Source organism: Vannielia litorea, assembly GCF_900142295.1.
Taxonomy (GTDB): Bacteria; Pseudomonadota; Alphaproteobacteria; order Rhodobacterales; family Rhodobacteraceae; genus Vannielia; species Vannielia litorea.
Map to the genome: position 1 here is coordinate 130,808 of NZ_FSRL01000001.1, position 24,347 is coordinate 155,154.

Annotated in this window: 26 protein-coding genes; 17 read left to right on the top strand and 9 right to left on the bottom strand. The window is 66.6% G+C overall.

Translation table 11 applies throughout. The features are described 5' to 3' along the window. Positions 1-115: 115 nt before the first annotated feature. Positions 116-985 (bottom strand): IclR family transcriptional regulator, encoded by an 870-nt coding sequence (locus BUR94_RS00690; RefSeq protein WP_074254364.1) that lies wholly within the window; start codon positions 983-985, stop codon positions 116-118. Between the two features lie 49 nt (positions 986-1,034). On the opposite strand from BUR94_RS00690, the gene BUR94_RS00695 reads away from it, so the two are divergent. Then, a complete protein-coding gene (locus BUR94_RS00695; protein WP_074254365.1) occupies positions 1,035-2,765 on the top strand; it encodes a thiamine pyrophosphate-requiring protein in 1,731 nt (576 codons plus the stop codon). A gap of 60 nt (positions 2,766-2,825) precedes the next feature. Here BUR94_RS00695 and BUR94_RS00700 read toward each other — a convergent pair whose 3' ends face one another. The 4 genes from BUR94_RS00700 to BUR94_RS00715 are packed head-to-tail and all read right to left on the bottom strand — an operon-like array spanning position 2,826 to position 6,344. Beyond that, positions 2,826-4,424, bottom strand: a complete 1,599-nt coding sequence (locus tag BUR94_RS00700; protein WP_074254366.1) for an FAD/NAD(P)-binding protein — start codon at positions 4,422-4,424, stop codon at positions 2,826-2,828. Positions 4,425-4,440: 16 nt separating this feature from the next. Then, a complete protein-coding gene (locus tag BUR94_RS00705; RefSeq protein ID WP_074257509.1) occupies positions 4,441-5,499 on the bottom strand; it encodes a YeeE/YedE family protein in 1,059 nt (352 codons plus the stop codon). 53 nt (positions 5,500-5,552) lie between these two features. Beyond that, entirely contained in the window at positions 5,553-5,903 is a 351-nt protein-coding gene (locus BUR94_RS00710; RefSeq protein WP_074254367.1) for an ArsR/SmtB family transcription factor, read from the bottom strand. A gap of 30 nt (positions 5,904-5,933) precedes the next feature. Beyond that, positions 5,934-6,344: a thioredoxin domain-containing protein gene (locus BUR94_RS00715; protein WP_175570399.1), complete on the bottom strand. Its 411-nt coding sequence runs from the start codon at positions 6,342-6,344 to the stop codon at positions 5,934-5,936. A 61-nt stretch (positions 6,345-6,405) separates the two neighbouring features. Here BUR94_RS00715 and BUR94_RS00720 point away from each other — a divergent pair, with 61 nt between their 5' ends. The 13 genes from BUR94_RS00720 (at position 6,406) to BUR94_RS00780 (ending at position 18,146) form a co-directional block, all read left to right on the top strand. Then, on the top strand, positions 6,406-7,143 hold the full coding sequence (locus BUR94_RS00720) for a cytochrome c biogenesis CcdA family protein (RefSeq protein ID WP_245794310.1): 738 nt from the start codon (positions 6,406-6,408) through the stop codon (positions 7,141-7,143). 14 nt (positions 7,144-7,157) lie between these two features. Beyond that, positions 7,158-7,718: a thioredoxin family protein gene (locus BUR94_RS00725; RefSeq protein WP_074254369.1), complete on the top strand. Its 561-nt coding sequence runs from the start codon at positions 7,158-7,160 to the stop codon at positions 7,716-7,718. 130 nt (positions 7,719-7,848) lie between these two features. After that, positions 7,849-8,325, top strand: coding sequence for a sulfur oxidation c-type cytochrome SoxX (gene soxX / locus BUR94_RS00730; RefSeq protein ID WP_074254370.1), 477 nt, complete (start codon positions 7,849-7,851; stop codon positions 8,323-8,325). Between the two features lie 47 nt (positions 8,326-8,372). Continuing rightward, positions 8,373-8,792: a thiosulfate oxidation carrier protein SoxY gene (gene soxY, locus BUR94_RS00735; RefSeq protein ID WP_074254371.1), complete on the top strand. Its 420-nt coding sequence runs from the start codon at positions 8,373-8,375 to the stop codon at positions 8,790-8,792. A gap of 27 nt (positions 8,793-8,819) precedes the next feature. Then, positions 8,820-9,149, top strand: a complete 330-nt coding sequence (gene soxZ / locus BUR94_RS00740; protein ID WP_074254372.1) for a thiosulfate oxidation carrier complex protein SoxZ — start codon at positions 8,820-8,822, stop codon at positions 9,147-9,149. Between the two features lie 57 nt (positions 9,150-9,206). After that, on the top strand, positions 9,207-10,040 hold the full coding sequence (gene soxA / locus BUR94_RS00745; RefSeq protein WP_074257511.1) for a sulfur oxidation c-type cytochrome SoxA: 834 nt from the start codon (positions 9,207-9,209) through the stop codon (positions 10,038-10,040). 109 nt (positions 10,041-10,149) lie between these two features. Continuing rightward, a complete protein-coding gene (gene soxB, locus BUR94_RS00750; protein ID WP_074254373.1) occupies positions 10,150-11,847 on the top strand; it encodes a thiosulfohydrolase SoxB in 1,698 nt (565 codons plus the stop codon). A 34-nt stretch (positions 11,848-11,881) separates the two neighbouring features. Continuing rightward, on the top strand, positions 11,882-13,147 hold the full coding sequence (gene soxC / locus BUR94_RS00755; protein ID WP_074254374.1) for a sulfite dehydrogenase: 1,266 nt from the start codon (positions 11,882-11,884) through the stop codon (positions 13,145-13,147). Further along, positions 13,131-14,489 (top strand): c-type cytochrome, encoded by a 1,359-nt coding sequence (locus BUR94_RS00760; protein WP_084192854.1) that lies wholly within the window; start codon positions 13,131-13,133, stop codon positions 14,487-14,489. Before soxC ends, BUR94_RS00760 begins: the two co-directional genes overlap by 17 nt. Then, entirely contained in the window at positions 14,486-15,190 is a 705-nt protein-coding gene (locus BUR94_RS00765) for a c-type cytochrome (RefSeq protein WP_074254375.1), read from the top strand. The genes BUR94_RS00760 and BUR94_RS00765 overlap by 4 nt, the downstream gene beginning before the upstream one ends. Before the next feature lie 28 nt (positions 15,191-15,218). Beyond that, positions 15,219-16,487: an NAD(P)/FAD-dependent oxidoreductase gene (locus BUR94_RS00770; protein WP_074254376.1), complete on the top strand. Its 1,269-nt coding sequence runs from the start codon at positions 15,219-15,221 to the stop codon at positions 16,485-16,487. Positions 16,488-16,574: 87 nt separating this feature from the next. After that, entirely contained in the window at positions 16,575-17,003 is a 429-nt protein-coding gene (locus BUR94_RS00775) for a DUF302 domain-containing protein (RefSeq protein ID WP_074254377.1), read from the top strand. Between the two features lie 78 nt (positions 17,004-17,081). Further along, positions 17,082-18,146: a YeeE/YedE family protein gene (locus BUR94_RS00780; protein WP_074254378.1), complete on the top strand. Its 1,065-nt coding sequence runs from the start codon at positions 17,082-17,084 to the stop codon at positions 18,144-18,146. 6 nt (positions 18,147-18,152) lie between these two features. On the opposite strand, the gene BUR94_RS00785 is transcribed toward BUR94_RS00780, so the two are convergent. Continuing rightward, entirely contained in the window at positions 18,153-18,407 is a 255-nt protein-coding gene (locus BUR94_RS00785) for a DUF167 domain-containing protein (protein ID WP_084192855.1), read from the bottom strand. Between the two features lie 51 nt (positions 18,408-18,458). Between BUR94_RS00785 and BUR94_RS00790 the strand changes: the two genes are divergently transcribed. The 3 genes from BUR94_RS00790 to BUR94_RS00800 all read left to right on the top strand — a co-directional run bounded on the left by BUR94_RS00790 (position 18,459) and on the right by BUR94_RS00800 (position 20,768). Beyond that, the gene (locus tag BUR94_RS00790) at positions 18,459-19,562 is read left to right on the top strand and encodes a class II histone deacetylase (RefSeq protein ID WP_074254380.1); all 1,104 of its coding nucleotides are present in this window, start codon (positions 18,459-18,461) and stop codon (positions 19,560-19,562) included. Further along, positions 19,559-20,299, top strand: a complete 741-nt coding sequence (locus BUR94_RS00795; protein WP_074254381.1) for a hypothetical protein — start codon at positions 19,559-19,561, stop codon at positions 20,297-20,299. The genes BUR94_RS00790 and BUR94_RS00795 overlap by 4 nt, the downstream gene beginning before the upstream one ends. A gap of 139 nt (positions 20,300-20,438) precedes the next feature. Further along, entirely contained in the window at positions 20,439-20,768 is a 330-nt protein-coding gene (locus BUR94_RS00800; RefSeq protein WP_245794312.1) for a DUF1801 domain-containing protein, read from the top strand. A 12-nt stretch (positions 20,769-20,780) separates the two neighbouring features. On the opposite strand, the gene trpA is transcribed toward BUR94_RS00800, so the two are convergent. The 3 genes from trpA to BUR94_RS00815 form a co-directional block, all read right to left on the bottom strand. After that, complete coding sequence (gene trpA, locus BUR94_RS00805; RefSeq protein ID WP_074254382.1) at positions 20,781-21,572, bottom strand: tryptophan synthase subunit alpha; 792 nt, start codon at positions 21,570-21,572, stop codon at positions 20,781-20,783. 124 nt (positions 21,573-21,696) lie between these two features. Continuing rightward, positions 21,697-23,109, bottom strand: coding sequence for a UdgX family uracil-DNA binding protein (locus tag BUR94_RS00810; RefSeq protein WP_074254383.1), 1,413 nt, complete (start codon positions 23,107-23,109; stop codon positions 21,697-21,699). Beyond that, the gene (locus tag BUR94_RS00815) at positions 23,109-24,335 is read right to left on the bottom strand and encodes a putative DNA modification/repair radical SAM protein (RefSeq protein WP_074254384.1); all 1,227 of its coding nucleotides are present in this window, start codon (positions 24,333-24,335) and stop codon (positions 23,109-23,111) included. Before BUR94_RS00815 ends, BUR94_RS00810 begins: the two co-directional genes overlap by 1 nt. Between the last annotated feature and the right edge of the window lie 12 nt (positions 24,336-24,347).

The window sequence follows — 24,347 nt, forward strand, 5'->3', positions numbered from 1 at the left end:
CGGCCTTGAAAACACCGGTTCGGTGAAAGGCGCATAGGTGCGCATGTCGTCATCGGCGATCTGGGCAGGGAGATCTCGGAAGAAGCATCACGCTGAACCATCTTGGCAACCGGCGTCAGGCCTCGTTGCCGCCGCGGTCCATGGCGGTGTGGTCGTTATGCATGGACTCTCTCCTCCCACCGGATTTTTGGCTTTGACGTGCAGGGTCGATCTCGCGCGCAAGGTCGGAGGCCGCCTTCACGAGAAGTCCGGCAGCTCGGGCCTGCACATCGGCCCCAAATCGGCCCAGCGTTCCGAAGGCCGACACCGTCAGAACCGTGCGTTCACCCGCGATCACCGGCACGGAAACGGCGGCGATGTCGGGCTCGTTGTCACCGCGATTCACTGCGTGGCCCGCCGCGCGGATACCCTCCAGCAGCGGCTCGATCTCTGCGAGGCTCGCCCGAGAAATGCCCTGCACCCTGGCCCAGACCTGCCGGTCGCGTGGGGTCATCCCGGCGAGAAAGAGCCGCCCCTGCGCGGTGGTGAGCATCGGCAGGGTGGTGCCGGTGCGGATGTTCACCGATATCGGCCTGTCAGCCTGGCTCACGGCCACGCAAAGCGGGCCGCGCGGCGTGTACCGGCAGGCCATTACCGACTCCTCCAGCGCCTGCCGCAATCGGTCGAGCGTGGCTTGGAGGCTGCGGGGCAGGGGAGCCAGATCTTCTGCCATCCGGCCGAGGCGGGCAAGCCGCGGGCCAGGGGCGAAACTCCCGCGACGCACCGCCGTCAGCACGTTCGCGGCGTCGAGCGTGGCGAGGAACCTGTGCGCCGTGGCATGCGACAACCGCAGCTCCCGCGCCACCACCTCCGTCGTCAGCTCGCGGCGAGTGTCGTCGAAGAGATCCAGCACGTCGAAGGCTTTCATCACGGAGAGATTGATCGGGGTGGCCATGCAGTCGTTCTCCAGGGGCGCATATTGACTCACCTTGCCGCTCAGCCTCATTATCTGCAAATAGAATCTCACATAATGAAATAACAGGGCGGCAGGGCGCATGAAGGATGGTTCTTCGATCACTGCGGGCGGAGCGATCTTCGGGAAACTGAAGGCGCTGGGCGTCGACTATGTCTTCGCCAACTCGGGCACCGACTTTCCGCCGATCATCGAAGGCCTGGTGGAGGCCCGCCGGGCCGGGCTCGACCTGCCCACGCCCGTCACCGTGCCTCATGAGCACGCGGCGGTCTCGATGGCGCACGGCTACTGGCAGGTGACCGGCCGGCCACAGGCGGTGCTTCTGCACACCAACGTGGGCCTGTCCAACGGGGCGACGGCCGCGATCAACGCATGGTGCGACCAGGTGCCGATGATTCTCATGTCGGGCCGAACCCCGGTGACAGAGCACAGCCGCTTCGGCGCGCGCACCGTGCCGATCGGTTGGGGGCAGGAAATGTTCGACCAGGAGGCGCTGATCCGCGAGACGACGAAGTGGAACTACGAACTGCGCTTCCCCGACCAGATTTCGGAGTTGATGGACCGCGCCTGGGCGATCGCCAATTCGACGCCCAAGGGTCCGGTCTACCTGAGCCTGCCCCGCGAGGTGCTGTGCGAGCCCTGCCCTCGGGCCGGTCTGGAGGCCCCCTCGCGCATCTCCCCGGTCGTCAGCGCGCCGGACAGGGCGGCGTTGGTACGGGCTGCCGAGGCGCTGGCACGGGCCGAGAACCCGCTGATCATTGCCCAGCGTGGCGCAGGCAGTGAGGCAGGTTTTGCGGCGCTCGCCAACCTGTGCGAGGCCCACGCCTTCCCGCTCTCGCATTACTGGTCGAACCAGCTCGCCATGCCACTCTCGCACCCGATGCAGATCGGTGCCGACCCGGGCCCCTGGCTTGCCGAGGCAGATGTGGTGCTGGTGCTCGATGCTTTGGCACCCTGGTTCCCCGACAAGGTGCGGCTGCGCGAGGATGCGACCGTTATCATGGCGGGTCCCGACCCGCTCTTTTCCCGGACACCCGTGCGAAACTTTCCTGCGGCAATCACTCTCGCCGGACCTGTCGACCGGGTCATCGAAGATCTTGCACGGGCGCTGGAGGCGGAGCCGACTGACGCCGAAGGCACCGCCGCGCGTCGCGCCCGCATCACTGGCGCCTCTTCGAAAGCCCGCGCCCAGGCCGTTTCCGTCGCCGAAGCGGGTGCGGCTTCGCCGATGAGCAAGGAGTGGGTCAGCCTTTGCCTCGGCCGCGCGATCAAGGCGCAAGCCCGGCAAGGCCGACGCGCCACCGTGTTTCATGAGCTGGGCTGCCCGCTCATGCCGCTCGATCTGGAGCAACCCGACAGCTACTTTCAGGAGCCTCATTCCGGCGGCCTCGGATGGGGCTTGCCTGCGGCCATCGGGGCGCAGCTTGCGCATCCCGACCGGCTCATCTTTGCTACCATGGGCGACGGCAGCTATATGTTCGCCAATCCGACCGCCTGTCATCTTGTCGCCGAGGCGCAGGCGGCTCCGGTGATCGTGTTGGTTCTCAACAACGAAGAATGGGGGGCCGTGCGGCACTCGGTCGAGGGGCTCTATCCCGCGGGCGCGGCACGGGCGGCCAACGAGGTGCCGCTCACGTCGCTGCGCCCCAGCCCCGACTTCACCCGCACCGCCGAGGCGAGCCGGGCCTGGACCGCGACCGTAACCAGTGGCGCCGATCTGCCCTCTACTCTGGAGCGCGCCATCCAAGTCGCCACCACCGAGCGGCGGCAAGTTCTGCTCAACATCGCCATCGCCCGAACCGCGCCGCACTGAGGCAACCATTGGCGCGGCTCGTGGCAATGGCGCACGCCGGCAGCCGCCCTTGCAAGCTGGCTAGTCGGTCCGTCTTCCGCTGCGGTCCGCCACGCCGTTTGCCCAGCGGTCCGCCGCCGCGCCGAAGCAGTCATGGATCGAGTCGACCGCGATCACGCTTCCTGCTGCCATGCGCCCGAGCACGGCGAGGCCCGGGGCAGGGCGGCCATCGCGGGTGAGGGCCAGGCCGTCGGCCGCAGTCTCCCCGCCCAGCCCTTCGGCGACCTCGTGCAGCCAGCCGTCCTCGCGCAGACCGGCAAGCGCCCGGTCGGTAACGGGCGCAAGGGCAGGGGAGGGCAGGACGGCATCGACCATCACTTCGGCCCTCAGGGTGGCTGCGTCTCCATCCAGCACCCAACCGTCATCGACCAATCGGATATCCGGGTCATCCACCGCCCGCAGGTCCACCACATCGGCCCGGATCAGCGCCAGCAGCTCCTCCGCCGAGCGCAACGGCGGCCCGTAGGAGAAGCGTTTCAGCGCATCGTCGAACTTTACCAGCGCGGCGGCCGTCTCAGGCGCCATGCGCGCGGGGTTGAAGCCTTGGCGCAACTCGTTCTGCCACTTCCGCCAAACCTGGCCCAGCGCATAGCCCACCTCCGGCACAGCACCCCGCGCCATGTCCATATGGGCCGCCAGCGCCTCGATCGGCCCGCGCGTTTCTTGGCTGCCGGGTGCTTCGCGCTCCGCGGCGAGCCACCGCTCCACCTCGCGGCGAGGCGCCTGCGCCAGTCGCATGCCGGGGGCCACAAGCGCGGCGCAAATCCGCTCCAGCGCCGCGTTTGCCGCCATTCCGACCGCCTCCGCAAGCGCCCCGATGAAAGCGCGCGTCTCACCTTCCTCAGGGTCGAAACCCGCGTCCACCTCAGAGGTCGCGGGCTTGGGCGCCGGGGCGTGGCCGTCAAGCGAGAACGGCAGGATCCTGGCGGGTTCACGGCCTGACGGCACATAGGCTCCGTCCTCGAAACGCCCTCCCAGGCCGAGCGTCAGCAGGCGCATCACGTCGAGGGTTGAGAGCCCGAGGCCGCGCACGCCCACGACCTTGCCCTGCCAGCCCTGCGCCGCGGCCCGCAGCGCCTGTCCCGGGTAGGCTGCGAAGAGCGGCAAACCCTGCGTCTTCGCATGGTTCTGCCATTCCGCCAGCTGCGCGTCGGGTTCGCACCTGGGCTGGCCCTGCGTGGTCAGGACCTCGTCAAAGGGGCCGTGCCGCCCATCGGCCTCCAGATACCAGCCATCCGCCTCCCGGCTGACGTTCTCGACCCGTGCGGCATGCATCAGGGGAGCCAAGCTCTCTGCCACCGCTTCGAACCGCGCGGCAAAGTAGCGCCCTAGATCGGCGCGGGGCGGATAGCTCTCTGGATCCTCGACGCCCAGCCAGTCGGCGAACCGCCCAACCCTGCCGGGGTCGATCTGCACCGCCCGCACCGGCAGGTTCAGCAAGCACAGCTCGCTCTCGTCCGGAGAGAAATTGGGGCCGGCTCCGTATGGCCGTACCGGATCGAATATCTCCACTGAAACCGAGCCCGGCGCCACCCGCGCGGCCAGCGCCTCGAGCGCGCCGAGGCCACGCGGTCCCATTCCGATGATCGCAATCCGGCGCTTGCCGTTCCGTCCTGTCATGCGGAGAAATCTTGAGCTATCCGCGCGCCGTGTGGAAGCCCGAAATCAGCTGCTTCAACCCGAGCGCCGCGCCCGCGTAGATTGCCGCAAAGGTCACCGGCGCCGACCAGGCCAGCACGGAGAAGGCGCTGATCCCCTGGCCCACCGAACAGCCCACCGCCAGCACCGCACCGGGCCCCATGATCGCCGCTCCGATGATCTGCCGCTTCAACTCGCGCGGGTCTTCGCAGGCTTCCCAGCGGAAGTGACCCTTGAAGAGCGAGCCGGCAAAGGCGCCGACCAGCACGCCGACCACCGAGCCCACGCTGAACGACAGCGTGTTGCCGCTCGCTGTCATCAGCCAGAAGATCGTGTCGCCGAGCGGCTGCGAGAAGGTGTGCGAGGTGATCCGTTCGGCATCGAAGCCGGTATGCGCCACGAAATAGGTGCCGATCCACCCCGACAGGATTGCGAGGCCGACAACCACACCCCAGAGGATGTGTCGGGGCGATCGCAGCATGTCGCGGCTCGAAAGCGCAAGCGCCAGCAGGGCCACGCCCAGCACCAATGCAAAGAACACGGGTGATAGCCCGGTCGCTCCGGCAAGGCTCTCGGCAAATCCCTGCGACCGCACCGCGGCGTCATCTACCGGCAAGAGCCAGATTCGCAGTCTGGCAAGAGGCCCCGACAGCACCGCGTAGGCAGACAGGCCCATGACCAGCACGATGATGAACCCGCGCAAGTCGCCGCCGCCCAGCCGGGACAGGGCGCCGTAGCCGCAGTTGCCCGCGATCGCCATGCCATAGCCGAACATCAGCCCCCCCGCGATACTGCCCAAAGGGGTCCAGACGCGGTTGAGATAGAGCGTTTCCAGGGGGTCGAACAGGCCGCCCGCGCGGGCCAGGGCCACCCCGATGACGGAGGTGCCGATGGCGAGCGCCCACATCCTCAGGCGGCGGGTGTCGGCGGCGTAGAGCTGATCCTCGATCGCCCCCAGCGTGCAGAATCGACCGATCCGCGCGGCCAGCCCAAGCAGTATGCCCCCCACAAGGCCCACGAGGGCCACCGCGTTGGCATCGCCGATCCTGTCGAGCAGATCTTCGAACACCCAGGCTCCTCCCAAAGTCCCGGACACCCGCAGGAACGGCGTCAGCCCTCCTTGCAGAACATCTCGTAGACGACTTCCATCATCTTCTTCGGGCGGTCGTCCGCAAGGCTGTAGTAAATCGCCTTGCCGTCGCGGCGCGGGGTGACGAGCCCTTCGAGCCGGAGCCGCGAGAGCTGCTGCGAGACCGCGGCCTGGCGCGCCGAGAGAAGTTCTTCCAACTCGGTCACCGTCTTTTCGCCGGTTGCGAGGTGGCAGAGAATCATCAACCGGCCCTCATGGCTGATCGCCTTGAGAAAGTTCGCGGCGGCGGTCGCATTGGCCACCATCCGGTCCATGTCCTCGGCGCACATGTTCTTGTCGAACACCGGCAGGTTGGGCTTTTCGTCCAGCATGTCTCGTTCCCTCGTCCGTCTCTCCCGGCCTCAGCCGGTCTCGTCTGGCGTTCCGGTGGCAAGCGCCACGCCGTTGCGTTCCATCATCTCTTTGAGCAGGCCCCAGAAGAAGTCCTCGCCCGGATATCCCTCGATGCGGCCCAGCTCCTTGCCGTCTTCCACGAGAACGAAGGTGGGCGTGAAGTGCAGACCACGGGAAAACTCGATGTCGTGAGGTGGTGCGCCGATCATCTCGCGTCGCAGCGGCGCGGCCTGTCCCTCCGGGGTCTTCGGGTAGATCGGGCCGATTTCCTTGTTCCACCGCGCACACCAGGCGCAGCCGTGTTCTTCCACCATGACCAGCGCCACTTCGGCCCGTGCCACGAGGGGCAGGACCGAGAGGGCGAAGGTCAGGAGGAGAGCCGCGAGCCGCAAGGGCGCCGATCCCGATTGACGTTCCATTCAACAAACTTAATATGATTATGGGTCCCAGACAAGGGCCGCATCAAGGGAGGACGGGGCCATGCTGCTCGACGTCGGCATCTGGAGCGCCTTTCTGGGCGGGCTCATCGTGTTCTTCTCGCCCTGCGTGCTGCCTATCGTGCCGTTTTATCTCAGCTACATGGCGGGAGTCGGCATGTCGGAGATCTCTGCCGACGGCACCCTTGCGCGGGGTGCCCGCCTCCGCCTCGTTGCCTCGGCCGTGATGTTCTCGCTCGGAATGATGACCGTCTTCGCGATCCTGGGCGCCGGTGCCTTTGCCATCTCCGAGCTGTTCAAGACCTACATCGACTGGTTCCGCTACGCCGCCGGGGCGCTGGTGCTCATCATGGGCCTCCACTTTCTCGGGGTCTTCCGCATCGGCTTTCTCGACCGCAGCTTCCAGATGCAGGCCGGCGACACCTCCAACATGACGATCTGGTCGAGCTACCTTGTGGGCCTCGCCTTCATGGCCGGCTGGACGCCCTGCGTCGGCGGCGTGCTTACCGGCGTTTTCATGATGGCCTCGACGGACGAAACCGCCTGGCGCGGTCTTCTGATGGTCAACGTCTTCGGCGCTGGCATGGTGCTGCCCTTCATCATCGCCGCGCTCTTCACCGCGCCCTTCATGCAATTCGCCGGGAGCTTCCGAAAGCACCTCGGCAAGATGGAGAAGGTCATGGGTGCCTTGCTCATCCTCTTTGCCGTTCTAATTCTAACCGGGACCGTCAATGCCATCGCCTGGTGGCTGATCGAAAAGGTCCCGGCCTTCACCAACTGACCCCGGAGGCAGACATGAAACGCATTCTCACCTTCTTCGCCGCCCTCCTCATGGCGGGCTCCGCCCATGCGGCCGAACTGGGAGACGACGGGCTGCACAAGGAGCCGTGGTTCCGCGACACCTTCAAGGACATGCGCGAGGACCTCGCCGAGGCCAATGCCGAGGGCAAGCGGTTCGTTGTGATGATCGAGCAGCGTGGCTGCATCTACTGCACCAAGATGCATGAAGAGGTCTATTCGGATCCCGAGGTGAAGAAACTGATCGAAGACAACTTCTACGTCGTGCAGATCAACATGTTCGGCGATATCGAGGTCACGGATTTCGACGGCGAGGCCCTGGCCGAGAAGGATGCCGTCAAGCGCTGGAACGCGCTCTTCACGCCGACGATTCTCTTCTTCCCTGAAGACGTGGGTGCCGATCTGACCGCCGCACAGGCTGCCGTGGTGACAATGCCCGGCGCCTTCGGTAAGTGGACAACGGTGAACCTGCTCAACTGGGTTCTGGAAAAGGGCTACGAGGGCGATGAACCCTTCCAGAAGTATCATGCCCGCAAGTTCGCGGAACAGCAGGGCTGAGGCCAATGCTGCAGTGCAACATAATCATTAATTCAGGTAAATGAATTTGTCGTTGCGTGGGGTCGACATTGTGCGCTACCGTATGCAGACGAGGCAGCGGGCTCCGGCTCGGCTACCCAAGGGAGGGAACATGAAGAACACGCTAGGAATGGCGGCCATCATGGCATTCGCAGGCAGCGGCCTGCTGGCTGAGGCCGTTGCACCCGCTGAAGTGGCCTACGACGACTATGGTGCCGTCGAGGTCTCGCTCACCGGCGCGCCGGGCAATGTCGAGAACGGTGCGGTCCTGATGAACAAGGGCTCGGGCAATTGCGTTGCCTGCCACCAGATCGCGGCGCTTCCCGAACTCGCCTTCCAGGGCGAGATCGGCCCGGCGCTCGACGGCGCGGGCAGCCGCTGGACCGAGGCCGAACTGCGCGGGATCGTCGCAAACGCCAAGAAAACCTTCGACGGCACCATGATGCCTTCTTTCTACAAGACCGAAGGCTACATCCGCCTTGGCAACGGCTTCACCGGCAAGGCCGCCGAGGGCGATGTGCCGCCGCTGCTCACGGCGCAGGACGTCGAGGACGTGGTGGCCTTCCTGATGACGCTCAAAGACGAATGACCTGAACACTCACCGACCCACGTCTCGGGTCGACAAGGAGGCTGAACATGAACCTTAGCAGACGAGACACCCTGTTTCTGGGCGCTGGCGCCGCTCTGGCCGCCGTACTTCCGATGCCTGCCATGGCCGATGCCGTGGCTGACGCAATCGCCGCCTTCACCGGCGGGGTCACCCCCTCCGAGGGCGGTGTGACCGTGGACGCGCCCGAGATCGCCGAGAACGGCAACACCGTTCCGATCGGCGTCGAGGCCGAGGGCGCCGAGAGCATCATGCTTCTCGCGACCGGCAACCCCACGCCCGCCGTGGCCACCTTCACATTCGGCCCGCTGGCCGCGCGCCAGGCTGGTGCCACCCGCATCCGCCTTGCCAAGACGCAGGACGTGATCGCCGTCGCCAAGATGCCCGACGGCAGCTTCAAGCAGGCGTCGGCTACCGTGAAAGTCACCATCGGCGGCTGCGGCGGCTGAGGCACATCATCATAGGAGACTGAGAACATGGCATCCGATGTCAAACCCCGGGTCAAAGTCCCGAAGAGCGCCTCTGCCGGTGAGACCATCACCATCAAGACGCTGATCTCGCACGCAATGGAAAGCGGCCAGCGCAAGGACAGCGACGGCAACCCGATCCCGCGTTCGATCATCAACCACTTCACCTGCACCTTCAACGGTGAGACCGTGATTGACGTGGTGATGGAGCCGGCGATCTCGACCAACCCCTATTTCGAGTTCGACGCCGTCGTGCCCGAGAGCGGGACGTTCGAGTTTACCTGGCAGGATGACGACGGCTCGACTTACACCGACACGAAAGAGATCACCGTTGGCTGACAGCCGCGCGCTCTTAGGGAGGGAAGCGTGAAGAAAGCAAGCAAGAGAGCAAGCTACGTGGCCATCGCCGCAGCCGTGTCCGCACTGGCGGTCACGGCGCACGCGGGGCCCGATGAAGACCAGCTGACGATCAACGAGGAGATCGAGATCGTCACCGAAGCCCCCGCACCTGCGCATCTCGAAGGCGTGGTGGACACCATCTATTCTGGCTGGCGGTTCCGTTCCGACGAGACTCAGGCCATGCAGATGGACGACTTCGACAACCCCGGCTTGGTCGGGGTGGAGAGCGCGCAGGCCGCCTTTGCCGCGGTCGATGGCACCGAGGGCAAGGCCTGCGCCGACTGCCACAACTCCCCCGAGGATCTGGCCGGCGTAAAGGCGGTCTATCCAAAGTGGAACGAGGAGGCTGGCGAAGTCCGGACGATCGAGATGCAGATCAACGATTGCCGGACCACCCGCATGGGCGCCGAGGAATGGAAATATTCCGGCGGCGAGATGACCGACATGGTCGCGCTCATGGCCTTCGTGTCGCGCGGCATGCCGGTCGATGTGGCGATTGACGGTCCGGCCCAGTCCACCTGGGAGCAGGGCAAGGAGATCTACTATACCCGCTACGGCCAGCTCGAACTGGCCTGCGCCAACTGCCACGAAGACAACTGGGGCAACATGATCCGGGCCGATCACCTGAGCCAGGGTCAGATCAACGGCTTCCCGACCTACCGGCTGAAGAACACCAAGCTGAATGCCGTGCACGACCGTTTCCGCGGCTGCGTGCGCGACACCATGGCCGAAACCTTTGCCGTGGGCAGCCCCGAGTTCGTCGCCCTTGAGCTCTACGTCGCCTCGCGCGGCAATGGCCTCTCGGTCGAGGGCCCCTCGGTTCGCAACTAAGTCAACGGCCCGCGCGTCCGACCGGCGCGCGGGCCTTTCTGTCCAAAACAAATGCACTTATGCGCATGTGTCTAAAGGCGCAATGCAAAACAGTCAGAATGAGGCTCCGATGATCTCCCGCCGCGATTTCCTTCAGGTCGGCATGGCCGCTTCCGCCCTCCTCGGCACGTCCGGCTTCGGAAACTGGGCCCGCCTGGCGGCGCAGCAGAGGCTGACGCAGGACCGGCTCTTGCAGTTCGACACCTTCGGCAACGTGAGCCTTATCCATGTCACCGATATTCATGCCCAGCTGAAGCCGATCTACTTCCGCGAGCCTTCGGTCAACCTCGGGGTCGGCGCCAACAAGGGCGTGGTCCCCCACGTCACCGGCGCCGACTTTCGCAAGCTCTACGGCATCGAAGACGGCTCTCCCTCCCACTATGCCCTCAGCTCAGGCGACTTCGCGGCGCTGGCGGCAGGGTATGGCAAGGTTGGCGGGATGGACCGGGTGGCCACCGTTATCAACGCCATCCGCGCCGACCGCCCCGATGCGCTCCTGCTCGATGGCGGCGATACCTGGCACGGCTCCTACACCTGCCTCAAGACGGCCGGGCAGGACATGGTCAATGTGATGAACGGCCTTCAGCCCGATGCGATGACCTTCCACTGGGAGTTCACCCTGGGCTCGGAGCGGGTGCAGGAAATCGTCGAGGGTCTGCCCTTTGCCGCGTTGGGGCAAAACATCTTCGACGCCGAGTGGGACGAACCGGCAGAGCTGTTCCCGCCCTACCAGATGTTCGAGCGCGGCGGCACCAAGATCGCCGTCATCGGCCAGGCCTTCCCCTACATGCCGATCGCCAACCCCGGCTGGATGTTCCCCGAATACTCCTTCGGCATCCGCGACGAGCACATGGCCGAGATGGTCGAGGAGGTCCGCGCCGAAGGGGCCGAGGTGGTCGTGGTGCTCTCCCACAACGGCTTTGACGTCGACAAGAAGATGGCCTCTGTCGTGCCGGGGATCGACGTGATCCTCTCCGGCCACACCCACGACGCGCTCCCCGAGCCGGTGGTGGTGGGCGAAACCATCGTGGTGGCCTCCGGCTCCCACGGCAAGTTCGTCAGCCGGGTGGATCTCGACGTGCGCGACGGACGGATGATGGGCTACCGCCACAAGCTGATCCCGATCTTCTCCGACGTGATCGCCCCCGACCCCGAGATGACCGCCCTCATCGACGCGCAGCGCGCCCCCTACGAGGCCGAGATGGCCGAGGTCATCGGCCAGTGCGACACCACGCTCTACCGGCGCGGCAACTTCAACGGAACCTGGGACGACCTGATCTGCGACGCCCTGCTCTCCGAGCGCGACGCCCAGATCGCCCTGTCGCCCGGCGTCCGCTGGGGCGCCTCGATGATCCCGGGCCAGGAGATCACCCGCGAAGACATCTTCAACGTCACCTCGATGACCTACCCCAACGCCTACCGCACCGAGATGACAGGCGAGTTTCTCAAGGTGGTGATGGAGGACGTGGCGGACAACATCTTCAACCCCGACCCCTACTACCAGCAGGGCGGCGACATGGTTCGCGTCGGCGGCATGGGCTACCAGATCGACATCAACAAACCCGCCGGCGAGCGCATCTCGAACATGACGCTGCTCTCCACCGGCGAGGCGATCGACCCGGCCGGGAGCTACACAGTCGCCGGCTGGGCCTCGGTCAACGAGGGCACCGAAGGCCCGCCCATCTGGGAGGTGGTCGAGGCCCATATCGCCAAGCTCGGCACCGTTACAGCAGGCGATCATGACAACGTGAAAGTGGTGGTCGACTGACCACCGCCCCCCCGTGAATGAGGAGACACACCCCATGAGCGACGATCTCAAACTCTCACGCCGCGCCGTACTGGCGGGCTCCGCAGCCGCCGCAGCCGGCACGCTGGCCACCCAGGCCCGCGCCGAGGGCGACCCGCTCATCACCGAGGTGCAGGAGTGGGCCTCCGGCCTCGGCGAAGGTGTCGATGCCACCCCCTACGGCCTGCCCATCGAGTTCGAGGCCGACGTGGTGCGCCGCAACGTGCCCTGGCTCACCGCCGACCCGATCTCCTCGATCAACTTCACGCCGATCCACGCGCTCGACGGCACCATCACGCCCCAGGGCTGCGCCTTCGAGCGCCACCACTCCGGCGCCATCGAGCTGCGCAAGGAGGACTACCGGCTGATGATCAACGGCCTCGGCGTTTCGCCGCTGGTCTTCACCTATGCCGACCTGGAGCGCTTTCCGCGCGAGAACCACGTCTATTTCTGCGAATGCGCGGCCAACACGGGCATGGAATGGGCCGGTGCCCAGCTCAACGGCGCCCAGTTCACCCACGGCATGATCCACAACATGGAATACACCGGCATTCCTCTGCGCACCTTGCTGAACGAGGCCGGCTACGACGGCGCCACCGAGGGTCGCTGGGTCTATGTCGAGGGGGCCGATGCCTCCTCCAACGGCCGCTCGATCCCGATGGAAAAGGCGCTGGACGACGTGCTCGTGGCCTTCAAGGCCAACGGCGAGGCGCTGCGCAAGGAGCACGGCTACCCGGTGCGCCTCGTGGTGCCCGGCTGGGAGGGCAACATGTGGATCAAGTGGCTCCGCCGCATCGAGGTGACCGATGCCGCCGTCGAGAGCCGCGAGGAGACCTCCAAGTACACCGACACGCTGGCCGACGGCACCTCCCGCAAGTGGACCTGGGTGATGGACGCCAAGTCGGTCGTCACCTCGCCCAGCCCGCAGGCCCCGATCACCCACGGGCCGGGCCCGCTGGTCATCACCGGCATGGCCTGGTCGGGCCACGGCCGCATCACCCGTGTCGACGTGTCCAAGGACGGCGGCATCACATGGGAGACCGCCCGCCTCGGCCGCACCCAAGGCGATACCAAGGCACTCACCCGCTTCTACCTCGATACCGAGTGGGACGGCTCCGAGATGCTGCTGCAAAGCCGCGCGATGGACGAAACCGGCTATGTCCAGCCGACCAAGGCCCAGCTGCGCGAGGTGCGTGGGCTGAACTCGGTCTACCACAACAACTGCATCCAGACCTGGCATGTGAACACCGACGGGAGCGCAGAAAATGTCGAAGTTTCTTAATACCTTCGCCCCTGTGATGGGCGGCACCGCCGTCCTGCTGGGCTCCGCCTACATTCTCGCCGACCAGTTCGTGGCTGACATGCCCGCCCCCCTCCGGGGCCAGGCCGTGCCCGCCGCTTCGGCTCAGGCAACCCCGGAGCCGGTGGCCGAAGAGACGGCGCAAGCCGCCGACGAGGCGGCCCCCGCCGAGCAAAGCGAGGCAACGGAGGAGCACGCCGAGCAAAGCGAGGCAACGGAGGAACACGCCGAGCAAAGCGAGGCAACGGAGGAGCAGCCCGAGCAAAGCGAGGCAACGTCGGTCGCCACTGCGAAGTACGGCCTTGGCCGCCCCGCCACTGAAGACGAAATCGCGGCCTGGGACGTAAAGGTCATGCCCGACGGGCGCGGGCTTCCGCCCGGTTCCGGCTCGGTCGAAGATGGCGAGGTGCTGTTTTCCGACAATTGCGCCGTCTGTCACGGCGAATTCGCCGAAGGCTCCGGCAACTGGCCCAAGCTGGCAGGCGGCGACGGCACGCTCGCCGACCAGGACCCGCTGAAGACCGTGGGCTCCTACTGGCCCTACCTTTCCACCGCCTGGGACTACGTCCACCGCTCCATGCCCTTCGGCGCGGCCCAGACCCTTTCGGCTGATGACACCTATGCCATCACCGCCTACATTCTGTACTCGAACTTCCTTGTCGACGAGGACTTCGTGCTGTCGAACGAGAACTTCCTGGAGGTCGAGATGCCCAATGCCGACGGCTTCATCGTCGATGACCGGGCCGAAACCGAGTATCCCCAGTGGCGCACCGAGCCCTGCATGGAGGGGTGCAAGGACAGCGTCGAGATCACGATGCGCGCCACCGTTCTCGATGTGACGCCGGACGATCCGACCGACGACACCCCTGCGGAAGCCCAACAGGTTGCGCAACCTGTCGAGGCCGCGCCCGCCTCCGAGGAGACTGCCGCCGAGGAGACTGCTGCCGAAGAAGCGGCAGCCGAGCAGGCTCCGGCCGCTGAAGCGACCCCGGCCGCTGCCGATCCCGCGATGATCGCCGCGGGCGAGAACGTCTTTAAGAAGTGCAAGGCCTGCCACCAGGTCGGCGAGGGGGCCGAAAACAAGACCGGCCCGCAGCTCAATGGCATCATGGGTCGCGTTGCGGGCACCGTGGAGGGCTTCAAGTATTCCAAGGCCATGACCGACGCAGGCGCGGGCGGGCTGGTCTGGACCGCCGAAACCCTCGCCGGCTTTCTGGCCAAGCCAAAGGACTTCATGAAGGGCACCAAGATGTCCTTCGCCGGTCTGCGCAAGGAGGAAGATATCAAGGCGGTTGAAGCCTACCTCGGCAGCTTCTCCGAATGAGCCTGCGCGCGGCCCTCGCCACTCTGGTCCTTCTCTGCGCCGCACAAGGCGCAGAGGCGGATGCCCTGGGTGACGTGGCACGCGGGGAGCAGGCCTTTGGAAAGTGCAAGGGCTGCCACCAGGTCGGGCCGGAGGCCGCCAATCGCATCGGTCCCAAGCTCAACGGCCTGTTCGGGCGCAGGGCCGCCTCCATCGAAGGGTTCAAGTATTCCAAGGCCTTTGCACGCGCTGGCGAAAAAGGTCTCGAGTGGCATGCCGACACGCTCGACGCCTTTCTAGAGAACCCCAGGCAAATCGTGCCGGGAACCCGCATGAGCTACCGCGGCGAGGCGGACGCGACCACCAGGGCCGACCTCATCGCCTATCTGCGCAGCTTCTCCGCCTCGCCCCAGAACATCCCCGAGGCAGACCCCACCGCGCGCGCGACCGATCATGATGTAGCGCCCGAGATCCTCGCGCTGGTGGGTGATCCGGACTATGGTGAATATCTCTCGTCCGAATGCACCTCCTGCCACCAGTCCAGCGGCGCCGACGAGGGCATCCCCTCCATCATCCTCTGGCCGGAGGAGGATTTCGTGGTGGCGATGCACGCCTACAAGCAGAAGAAGCGCAGCCACCCCGTCATGAACATGATCGCCGGGCGGCTGGGCGATGAAGAGATCGCGGCGCTCGCCGCGTTTTTTGCGACCCTGGAAGAGTAGGGGCCGCGCAGAACAGGGAGGAAACGCAATGAAACTGAACAGACGGATGTTTCTCGGCACGGCCTCGGCCGGCGCCGCAACGCTTTCGGCGCCGATGGTCATGGGCGCCTCGCACGGCATGCCGCGTGTGGTGGTGATCGGCGGCGGGGCAGGAGGCGCGACGGCTGCTCGCTACATCGCCAAAGACAGCGAAGGCGCGGTCGATGTCACGCTGATCGAGCCCACCCGCACCTATTACACCTGCTTTTTCTCCAACCTCTACATCGGCGGCTTCCGCGACCTGCAGTCGATCGCCCACAGCTATGGCACGTTGGCGGCGGAGTATGGCATCAACGTCGTGCACGACTACGCCGTCAGAGTGGACCGTGACGCCAAGACCGTGGCGCTCGCCTCTGGCGGATCGGTGCCCTACGACAAGCTGGTGGTCTCGCCCGGCATCGACTTCATTGAGGGCGCGGTGCCCGGCTGGTCGGTCATGGCGCAGAACAAGATGCCTCACGCCTACAAGGCCGGCTCCCAGTCGGAGTTGCTGAAGGCCCAGATCGAGGCCATGCCCGAGGGCGGCACCTACTGCATGGTGGCCCCACCCAACCCCTACCGCTGCCCGCCCGGCCCCTACGAGCGCATCTCGATGGTGGCCCACGTGCTCAAGCAGACCAACCCGACCGCCAAGATCCTGATCGTCGACCCCAAGGAGAAGTTCTCCAAGCAGGGCCTCTTCGAGGAAGGCTGGCAGAACCACTACACCGGCATGGTCGAGCGCATCGGCCCCGATTTCGGCGGCGACAAGGTCGAGGTCAACCCCGACGAGATGACCGTCACCATCGACGGGGTCGTGGAAAAGGTCGACGTGTGCAACGTCATCCCGGCCCAGAAGGCGGGCCACATCGCCGAGGTGGCGGGCCTGACCGAGAACAACTGGGCCCCGGTCAACCCCGCCGACATGACCTCGAAGATGGATCCCGACGTGACCGTGCTGGGCGACGCCACCAACCAGGGCGACATGCCCAAGTCCGGCTTCTCGGCCAACAGCCAGGCCAAGGTCGCGGCCAACGCCATCCTCGGGGGGCTGACCGGCAGCCGCGTGTTCCCGGCCAAGTATTCCAACACCTGCTGGTCGCTCATCGCCACCGACGACGGGGTGAAGGTCGGCGCGGCCTACGAGCCGACCGAGGAGAAGATCGCCAGCACCGACAGCTTCGTCTCGCAGACCGGCGAGGATGCCGCGCTGCGCAAGGCGACCTTCGAGGAGAGCCTTGGCTGGTACGCCGGCATCACCGCCGACATGTTCGGCTAGATCCGCCCGGCGGGGCGCTTGATGCAGGTCATGGTGCCCCGCTCCCCTATCTCCATCCTGTATCCACACCCGGAGGAGGACCATCCCATGAAACACATCGCACTCGCCGCAACTCTCGCGTTCAGCACCCCGACCCTCGCGCAGGAGGCCGTCACCCACGATTTCGAGGGCAGCTTCGAGGATGCCACCTTCGCCGTGGAAAGTGCCATCGTCGGCCAGGGCCTGGTGATCGACTACACCAGCCACGTTGGCGACATGCTCAACCGCACCGGCGAAGACGTGGGCTCCGAGGTCAGGATCTTCGAGGCCGCCGACATCTTCCTCTTCTGTTCCGCCGTGATCTCGCGGCAGGTCATGGAGGCCGACCCCGCCAATATCCAGCACTGCCCCTACGGCATCTTCGTCACCGAGATGGATGGCAAGGTGCAGATCGGCCACCGCGATTACCCCGACGGCCCGATGGACGCCGTGGAGGACCTGCTGGAGAGCATCATCGCCGAAGCGATGGGCGGGTGAACCGCTCCATTTGACACGGGTCAACGCGCAGCCCTGAGGCCTGTGCTATCCGGGCCAAAACCGCGGTGAGGCCGTCGCATGATCTGGCTCCTGGACAGTTTGGGCGAAGCCCCTGGTTTGGCCTTCCTGGGCCTCGCCATCGGCCTGCTTTTCGGCGTGGCCGCGCAGCGCTCCGCCTTCTGTCTGCGTGCTGCGACGGTCGAGGTGGCAACGCTTCAGGCCGGGCCGAAGCTCGCGACATGGCTGATCGTCTTCACCTCCGCCCTGGCCCTGGTCCAAGGCTTCATCGCCTTCGGCTGGCTTGATCTTTCGCAGGCCCGCCAGTTCTCGCAGCCCGGCTCGATCTCCGGTGCCGTGATCGGCGGGGTGATGTTCGGCATCGGTATGGTCCTTGCTCGCGGCTGCGCCTCGCGCCTGCTGGTGCTCTCGGCCACCGGCAACCTGCGCGCGCTGGTCGCCGGCCTTGTGCTCACCCTCGTGGCGCAGGCCGCTCTCACCGGCATCCTCGCCCCGGCGCGCCTCTGGCTCTTTTCTCTCTGGACCGTCCCCCCCGGTCCCGGTCGAGACCTCGCCTCCACCTTCGGCCTCGTCCAGCCCGTGCCCGCAATCGTCGGGGCCCTCGCCCTGGTCGCCGCGATCACCTGGTCGCGCCTGCACACGCGCAAGAGCAACGCCCAGATCGTCTTTTCCATCCTCGTGGGCGCCGCCGTGGCGCTGGGCTGGCTCGCCACCTACCAGGCCTCGCTCGTGGCGTTCGAGCCTGTTTCTGTTGGCTCCATCACCTTCACCGGACCGGCCACCGACACGCTCATGGGCCTCGTCGGCTCTCCCTCCCTGCCGCTTTCCTTCGGGGTGGGCCTCGTTCCCGGGGTCTTCGCGGGCTCCTTTGCAGCCTCGGTCGCAAGCCGCGAGTTTCGCATCCAGCGCTTCGAAGCCGAGGCGCCGATGGAGCGCTACCTGCTCGGCGGGTCGCTCATGGGCTTTGGCGCCATGCTCGCGGGCGGCTGCGCCGTGGGCGCGGGCGTGTCCGGCGGCGCGGCCCTGAGCGCGACGGCCTGGCTCGCTCTCTTCTCGATGTGGGTCTCGGCGATGGCCACCCACCACCTCCTCGCCCGGATGACGCCCACCCCCGCTCCGGCCTGAGGCCGATCAATCCAGCCGAAACTGCTTGTCCCGGCTGGTCGCTCCGGAAACGAGCGTCAGACGGGTCGGTGCCACGCCGAGCGCATGAGCGAGGTTGCGACGCACCGCGACATTGGCCTTGCCGCCTTCCGGAGAAGCGGTGGTCGTCACCAGCACGAGGCTGCCCTGCAAGAGAACCGTGTCATGGCGCGCGTTCGGCGTGGCGCGCACCACAAGCGTGCTGCCCGGTTCGGCGAGGTGGGCAAAGGAGCCCTTTTGCATACGCGGCTTGGCCATGTCACTGATGGCGGAGATTGACGTGAAGAGGGCAGGATGGCGACAGGATTTTTCTGGGACGAGCGGTGCTTCTGGCATCACGGCGGCGATTATGCCCTGACCCTGCCGGTGGGCGGATACGTGCAGCCCGGCGCGGGCGGCCTGCCCGATGGCCCCGAGACCAAGCGGCGGTTGAAGAACCTGATGAGCGTGAGCGGTCTGGACCGCGAACTGGCGATGCGCGGTGCGGCCGAGGCGACGCGGGAGGAACTCTTGCGCGTGCATCCGGCGAAGTACCTTGATGCCTTCAAGACGATGTCCGATGCCGGCGGCGGCGAACTTGGCTTGCGTACCCCCTTCGGCCGCGGCGGCTATGAGGTTGCGGCCCTCTCGGCGGGTCTGGCCACGGAGGCTGTCCGCGCTGTCTGCAGAGGCGAGATCGACAACGCCTATTCTCTCTCCCGCCCGCCCGGCCACCACTGCAAGCCCGACTGGCCCAACGGGTTCTGCCTGATGGCCAACATCGCCATCGCCATCGAGGCCGCACGGGCCGAGGGGCGGGCCGAACGCGTCGCCGTGCTGGACTGGGATGTGCACCACGGCAACGGCACCGAGGCCTGCTTCTGGGAGTGCGCGGAGGTGCTCACCATCTCGATCCACCAAGAGCGCAACTACCCGCTCGACACGGGCAGTGCCTCCGATCGGGGCGCGGGGGCAGGGGAGGGGGCCAACCTCAACATCCCGTTGCCGCCCGGCGTGGGCCACAGGGGCTACCTTGCGGCGATGGACCGGCTGGTGCTCCCGGCGATCCGCGCCCATGCCCCCGATCTCGTCATCGTCGCCTGTGGCTATGACGCCGGCGGGATGGACCCCCTGGGCCGCATGTTCTGCACCGCCGAAACCTTCCGGGAGATGACGCTGCGAGTGAAGGCGCTCGCGGGCGAGATCTGCGGCGGCAGGCTGGTTCTGGTTCACGAGGGGGGCTACTCCGAGGCCCATGTGCCCTTTCTGGGTCACGCCACGCTCGAAGCCCTGTCCGGCACCTCGATCCGCGTGCCCGACCCACTGGCCGATACCCTGGTGAAGCGCCAGCCCGGCCCGGCGTTCGATGCCTTCGTCGATGGCCTCATCGCCGAGCAGGCGGAGGCCGCGGGCCTATGAGGCTGCGCGCCGCCGTGCCGCTCCACGCCTCGGTGGCCCTGGTGCTCACCGTGCTCACCTTCACCGGCGGTGCAGCCTGGCTGAGCGCCTTGGCCTTCCGCCGCCGGTGGCTTGCTCTTGGCGCGCTCTACCTGGCGCTTTCCGCCACGCTCTGGGTCGCCGCCCCGCTCTGGGGGCGGCAGCCCATGCCCTGCTGGGGCGAGCCGCTGAGGGCCAAGGGTATCTACTGCGCGATGAACCGCACCTACGTCACACCCGAGCTGGCGCTCGTGCTGGCCGACCTCGCCGGTGCCATGGAGGCCGCGCACCCCGGCACAATCACCCTCATGCTCGACGGCGGATTTCCCGCCACCAACCTGCCGCTCCTCCCGCACCTCTCCCATGACGATGGCCAAAAGGCCGACCTTGCTTTCTGGTATCGGGATGCGCAGGGCTATGCGCCCGCTCGCACGCCCTCTCCCCTCGGCTACTTCGCCTTCGAAGCCGGCCCGACCGACTGCCGCCCGGGCTCTTTCTCACTGCGCTGGAACCTCGCCTGGCTTCAGCCGTTCTGGCCCGAAATGACGCTCGACGGGCCCCGGCTCGAGACCGCGCTCGCTCTGCTCGAGGCCGACGGAAGGGTGGGCAAGGTCTTTGTCGAACCGCACCTCGCGCAGCGACACGGCGCAGGCTCCAAGGTTCGGTTCCAGGGCTGCCGGGCGGCCAGGCATGACGATCACATCCACCTCCAGCTCTGAAACCTCTTGCCCTCATCCCTGTCTGCAGGGACCCTTGGGCATGGCCTTGCCCGACCCTCCCCTTGCTTCACCTGCGATGGAAGCAACCTTCGCAGCCTTCCCGGCGGCTTCTCGCAAGCCCTTGCTCCACTTGCGGGCGATGATTTTCGATGTTGCCTGTGCCACCCCCGGCGTCGGCGCGCTCGAAGAAAGTCTGAAGTGGGGCCAGCCGAGTTATGCGACGGTGGAGACCGGTGCCGGATCGCCGATCCGCCTGGGCTGCCCGAAAGCGGGCGGCCACGCGCTTTATGTTCCCTGCACCACTCGGATCATCCCCGATTTCAGGGCGCTCTTCCCCAAGGCCTTCCATTACGAAGGGTCGCGCGCGGTGCTCTTCGAGGACAGTGTTAACCACGATGAGGAGCCACTGCGCCTGCTCATTGCCTCTGCGCTCACCTATCACGCCCGCAAGAAGGCGCATGCGCGGTGAGCCGCGGGCAGGTCAGGCCGAATGTGCGCCGTCTGCGAGGCTCTTGACGAAGGCGGTCACATCCGAGGCTGACTTGCCCTCTGCAATCTGGGCCACGATGGCAGAGCCCACCACGGCGCCATCCGCGACCGAAGCGATGTTGCGGGCCCCATCCGGGGTCTTGATTCCGAAGCCCACGATCACCGGCAAATCGGTCTGGGCCTTGATCCGCGCCACCTCGGGGCCCACGTCGCCCGCCTGCGCCTCGGCCGAGCCGGTGATCCCGGTGATCGACACGTAATACACGAAGCCCGAGGTGTTCTGCAGAACCTTGGGCAGACGCTTTTCGTCGGTTGTGGGAGTCGCCAGCCGGATGAAGTTGAGTCCGGCCTTCTGCGCCGGGATGCACAGCTCGTCATCCTCTTCGGGCGGCAGGTCCACCACGATCAGCCCGTCCACGCCTGCCTCCTTCGCCTCGGCAAGAAAGGTATCGACGCCGCGGCTGTAGATCGGGTTGTAGTAGCCCATCAGCACAATGGGTGTGGTGGTGTTGCCGGCACGAAAGGCACGCACCATCTCCAGCGTGCGACCCATGGTCATGCCCGCCTCCAGGGCCCGCTGACCGGCGAGCTGGATCGTCGGCCCGTCCGCCATCGGGTCGGTGAAAGGCGCGCCGAGCTCGATGATGTCGACGCCGGCGCCGGGCAGGCTCTTCACGATCTCCAGCGAGGTGTCAAAATCCGGGTCGCCGGCCATGACATAGGCCACGAAAGCCTTTTTGCCCTCGGACTTGAGGCGGGCGAAGGTGTCATCAATGCGGGTCATCGGCAGGCTCCGGTTCTGGTCCGGGGAGATGTGCCGGATCGACGCGCGGCTGGCAAGAGCCGGACGGGGCTTTCCTCCCTGCAACGCCGTGATGAAGGCGTTTTCGCCGCGCGCCGGGGGCGGATCAGGTGCAAATCCGCGCCGCTTCGGCCAGATCGGCGATGAAGCGCGCGGTGGCATCCTGCCGTGCGGCACCCTCGGGCAGGCGGAGCAGGTAGCTCGGGTGGGTGGTCAGCAGCAGCGCCGTGCCGTCGCGCGTGGCTTCCAGCGTGGACTGGCGGCGCGTGATGTCTCTCGCCGACCCGGTGAGGGCGAGGGCCGCGGTGGCGCCCATGGCGAGAATGAGCCGCGGCTTCACCCACTGGCGCTCGAGGTCGAGCCACCACGAACAGATCTCCACCTCGCCCGCGTCGGGGCGCTGGTGGATGCGCCGCTTTCCACGCGGGGTGAACTTGAAGTGCTTTACCGCATTGGTGACATAGGTCTTTTCGCGGGGCAGGGCGGCGGCCTGCGCACAGCGGTCGAAGAGCTGCCCCGCCGGGCCGACGAAGGGCCGCCCGGCGAGATCCTCGGCATCGCCCGGTTGCTCACCGACGATCATCACCGGAGCGGTCATCGGCCCCTCGCCGGGCACGCCCTGGGTGGCGCGGCAGCCGATCGGGCAGCGGGTGCAGGCGTCGAGGTGTCGCTTGAAGGTGTCCGGCCTCACGCCCTCGGGCAGCGCCTCGCGCGTGGCAATCGCCTTGGCGGCGAAGGCGGGCGGGATGGAGGGGAGCTTTGCCTGCATCTCGGCGGCCCGTGCGGGCGCGGTGCGGATCAGCTCGGGGATCAGCCGCGCCTCGGGCAGGTTCTTCCAGTATTTCTTAGGCATCTCCGAGCGCATCGCCTCGGGCATAAGCCGGGCGGGGTTGAAGATATTGGCGTAGTAGGTGCGCCAGAGCGCGTGGCTGGCATCTTCCGGTGGCCGCGCGCCTGTGGCGGTCTCCTCGAAGGTGAGCTGGCCTGCAACAAACCGTGCGGTGAGGTGGGGCGTGGCAATGACCCAGTCCATGTCGCCAAAACGCCTGGCGAAGAACGGGGCGGCGGCCTCGGTGATCGGGTTGTCGGGCTCGAACCAGGCGGCAAAGGCGCGGCGGTTGGCGCCGGGTTCGGTGACCTCGTTGAACCGCACGAAGGCGTGCATCTTGTGGATGTCGCGGCCCACCTCCTTGCGCTGGTGCAGGAGCTTGCGGATCGCGTCGTCGGCCCGGTCGCCCCAGCGGATCTCGCCCCGGCCGAGGCGGAGGACGAGGCCGTAGGCCCGGGCGAAGCGCTCGGGGTCGCGGTGGTAGAGGCTGCTTTCGATGTCGAAGAGTGCCTGCTTGGTCAGGCGGATCTCCACCGGCGCCCCGCGCGGGGCATCGCCGGCAAACAGGTCGGCGTCGTCGTTCTGGGTCCAGCGCACGGCTTCGGCGGGCACGCCCTCGGCGGCGAGGCGGCGGGCCTCGGCACGCCAGGCGGCGACGGAGCCGATGAGGGGCAGGCGGATGGTCAGCATCAGAACAGCGAGAGCTGCTCGGCGGGCGGGGCGAAGCGGGCGCGGAGGTTGGCCTCGTCGGTCAGCCCGCGCGGCGACCAGCCGGGGCAGGTGATGAAGGGCCGCGCGTTCTTGAGGTTGCAGCCGATCTTCAGCAGGTCGTCGTAGCGCAGAGCGCGGTGGCGGCGGGCGGCGAGGATGCGCTTCACGCTCGTCGTCCCCAGTCCCGGCGTGCGCAGCAACGCCTCGCGGGGGGCGCGGTTGATATCCACCGGGAAGGCTTCGCGATGGGCCAGCGCCCAGGCGAGCTTCGGGTCGATCTCGAGGTCGAGCATCCCGGACCGGGGCGCGATCTCGCCCGCGTCGAAACCGTAGAAACGCATCAACCAGTCGGCCTGGTAGAGCCGGTGCTCGCGCTGGAGCGGCGGCCGAATGAGGGGCAGCACCTTGCTGGCATCGGGGATCGGCGAGAAGGCGGAGTAGTAGACGCGTGACAGCTTGTAGCTGGCGTAGAGGGTGGAGGAATTGGCGAGAATGTCGCTATCCTTCGCCGCATCCGCCCCCACGATCATCTGCGTGCTTTGCCCTGCGGGCGCAAACCGGCCCCGGCGCCCTTTCCAGCTCGGCTCCTTGGCCGCCTCCCGCCGCGCCCTCACCCCGGCCATGGCGGAGCGGATCTGCTGGGCGGATTTCTCGGGTGCCAGCGCGGTGAGGGCGTGCTCGGTCGGCAGTTCGACGTTGATCGAGAGTCGGTCGGCCCAGATGCCCGCCTCGTCGAGCAGTTCGGGTGAGGCGTCGGGGATGGTCTTGAGGTGGATATAGCCGCGGAAATTCTCCTGCTCCCGCAGCGTGCGGGCGATCCGCACCATGTCGGCCATGGTGTCGTCAGGCGATTTGATGATACCGGAAGACAGGAACAGCCCCTCGATGTAGTTGCGGCGGTAGAACTCGACGGTGAGCGACACCACCTCCTCGACCGAGAATCGCGCCCGCTCGACCCGGCTCGACACCCGGTTCACGCAATAGGCGCAATCGTAGATGCAGAAGTTGGTCATCAGGATCTTCAGCAGCGAGATGCAGCGTCCATCGGGCGCGTAGGCATGGCATATGCCCGCACCGCCGGAAGAGCCCAGGCCCTTGCCATCCTTGCTGTTCCGCTTCTCCCCGCCGGAGGAGGCGCAGGAGGCATCGTATTTGGCGGCATCCGCGAGGATCGCCAGCTTGTCCTGGAGTGTGCGCTTGACCATGTGTTCACCATA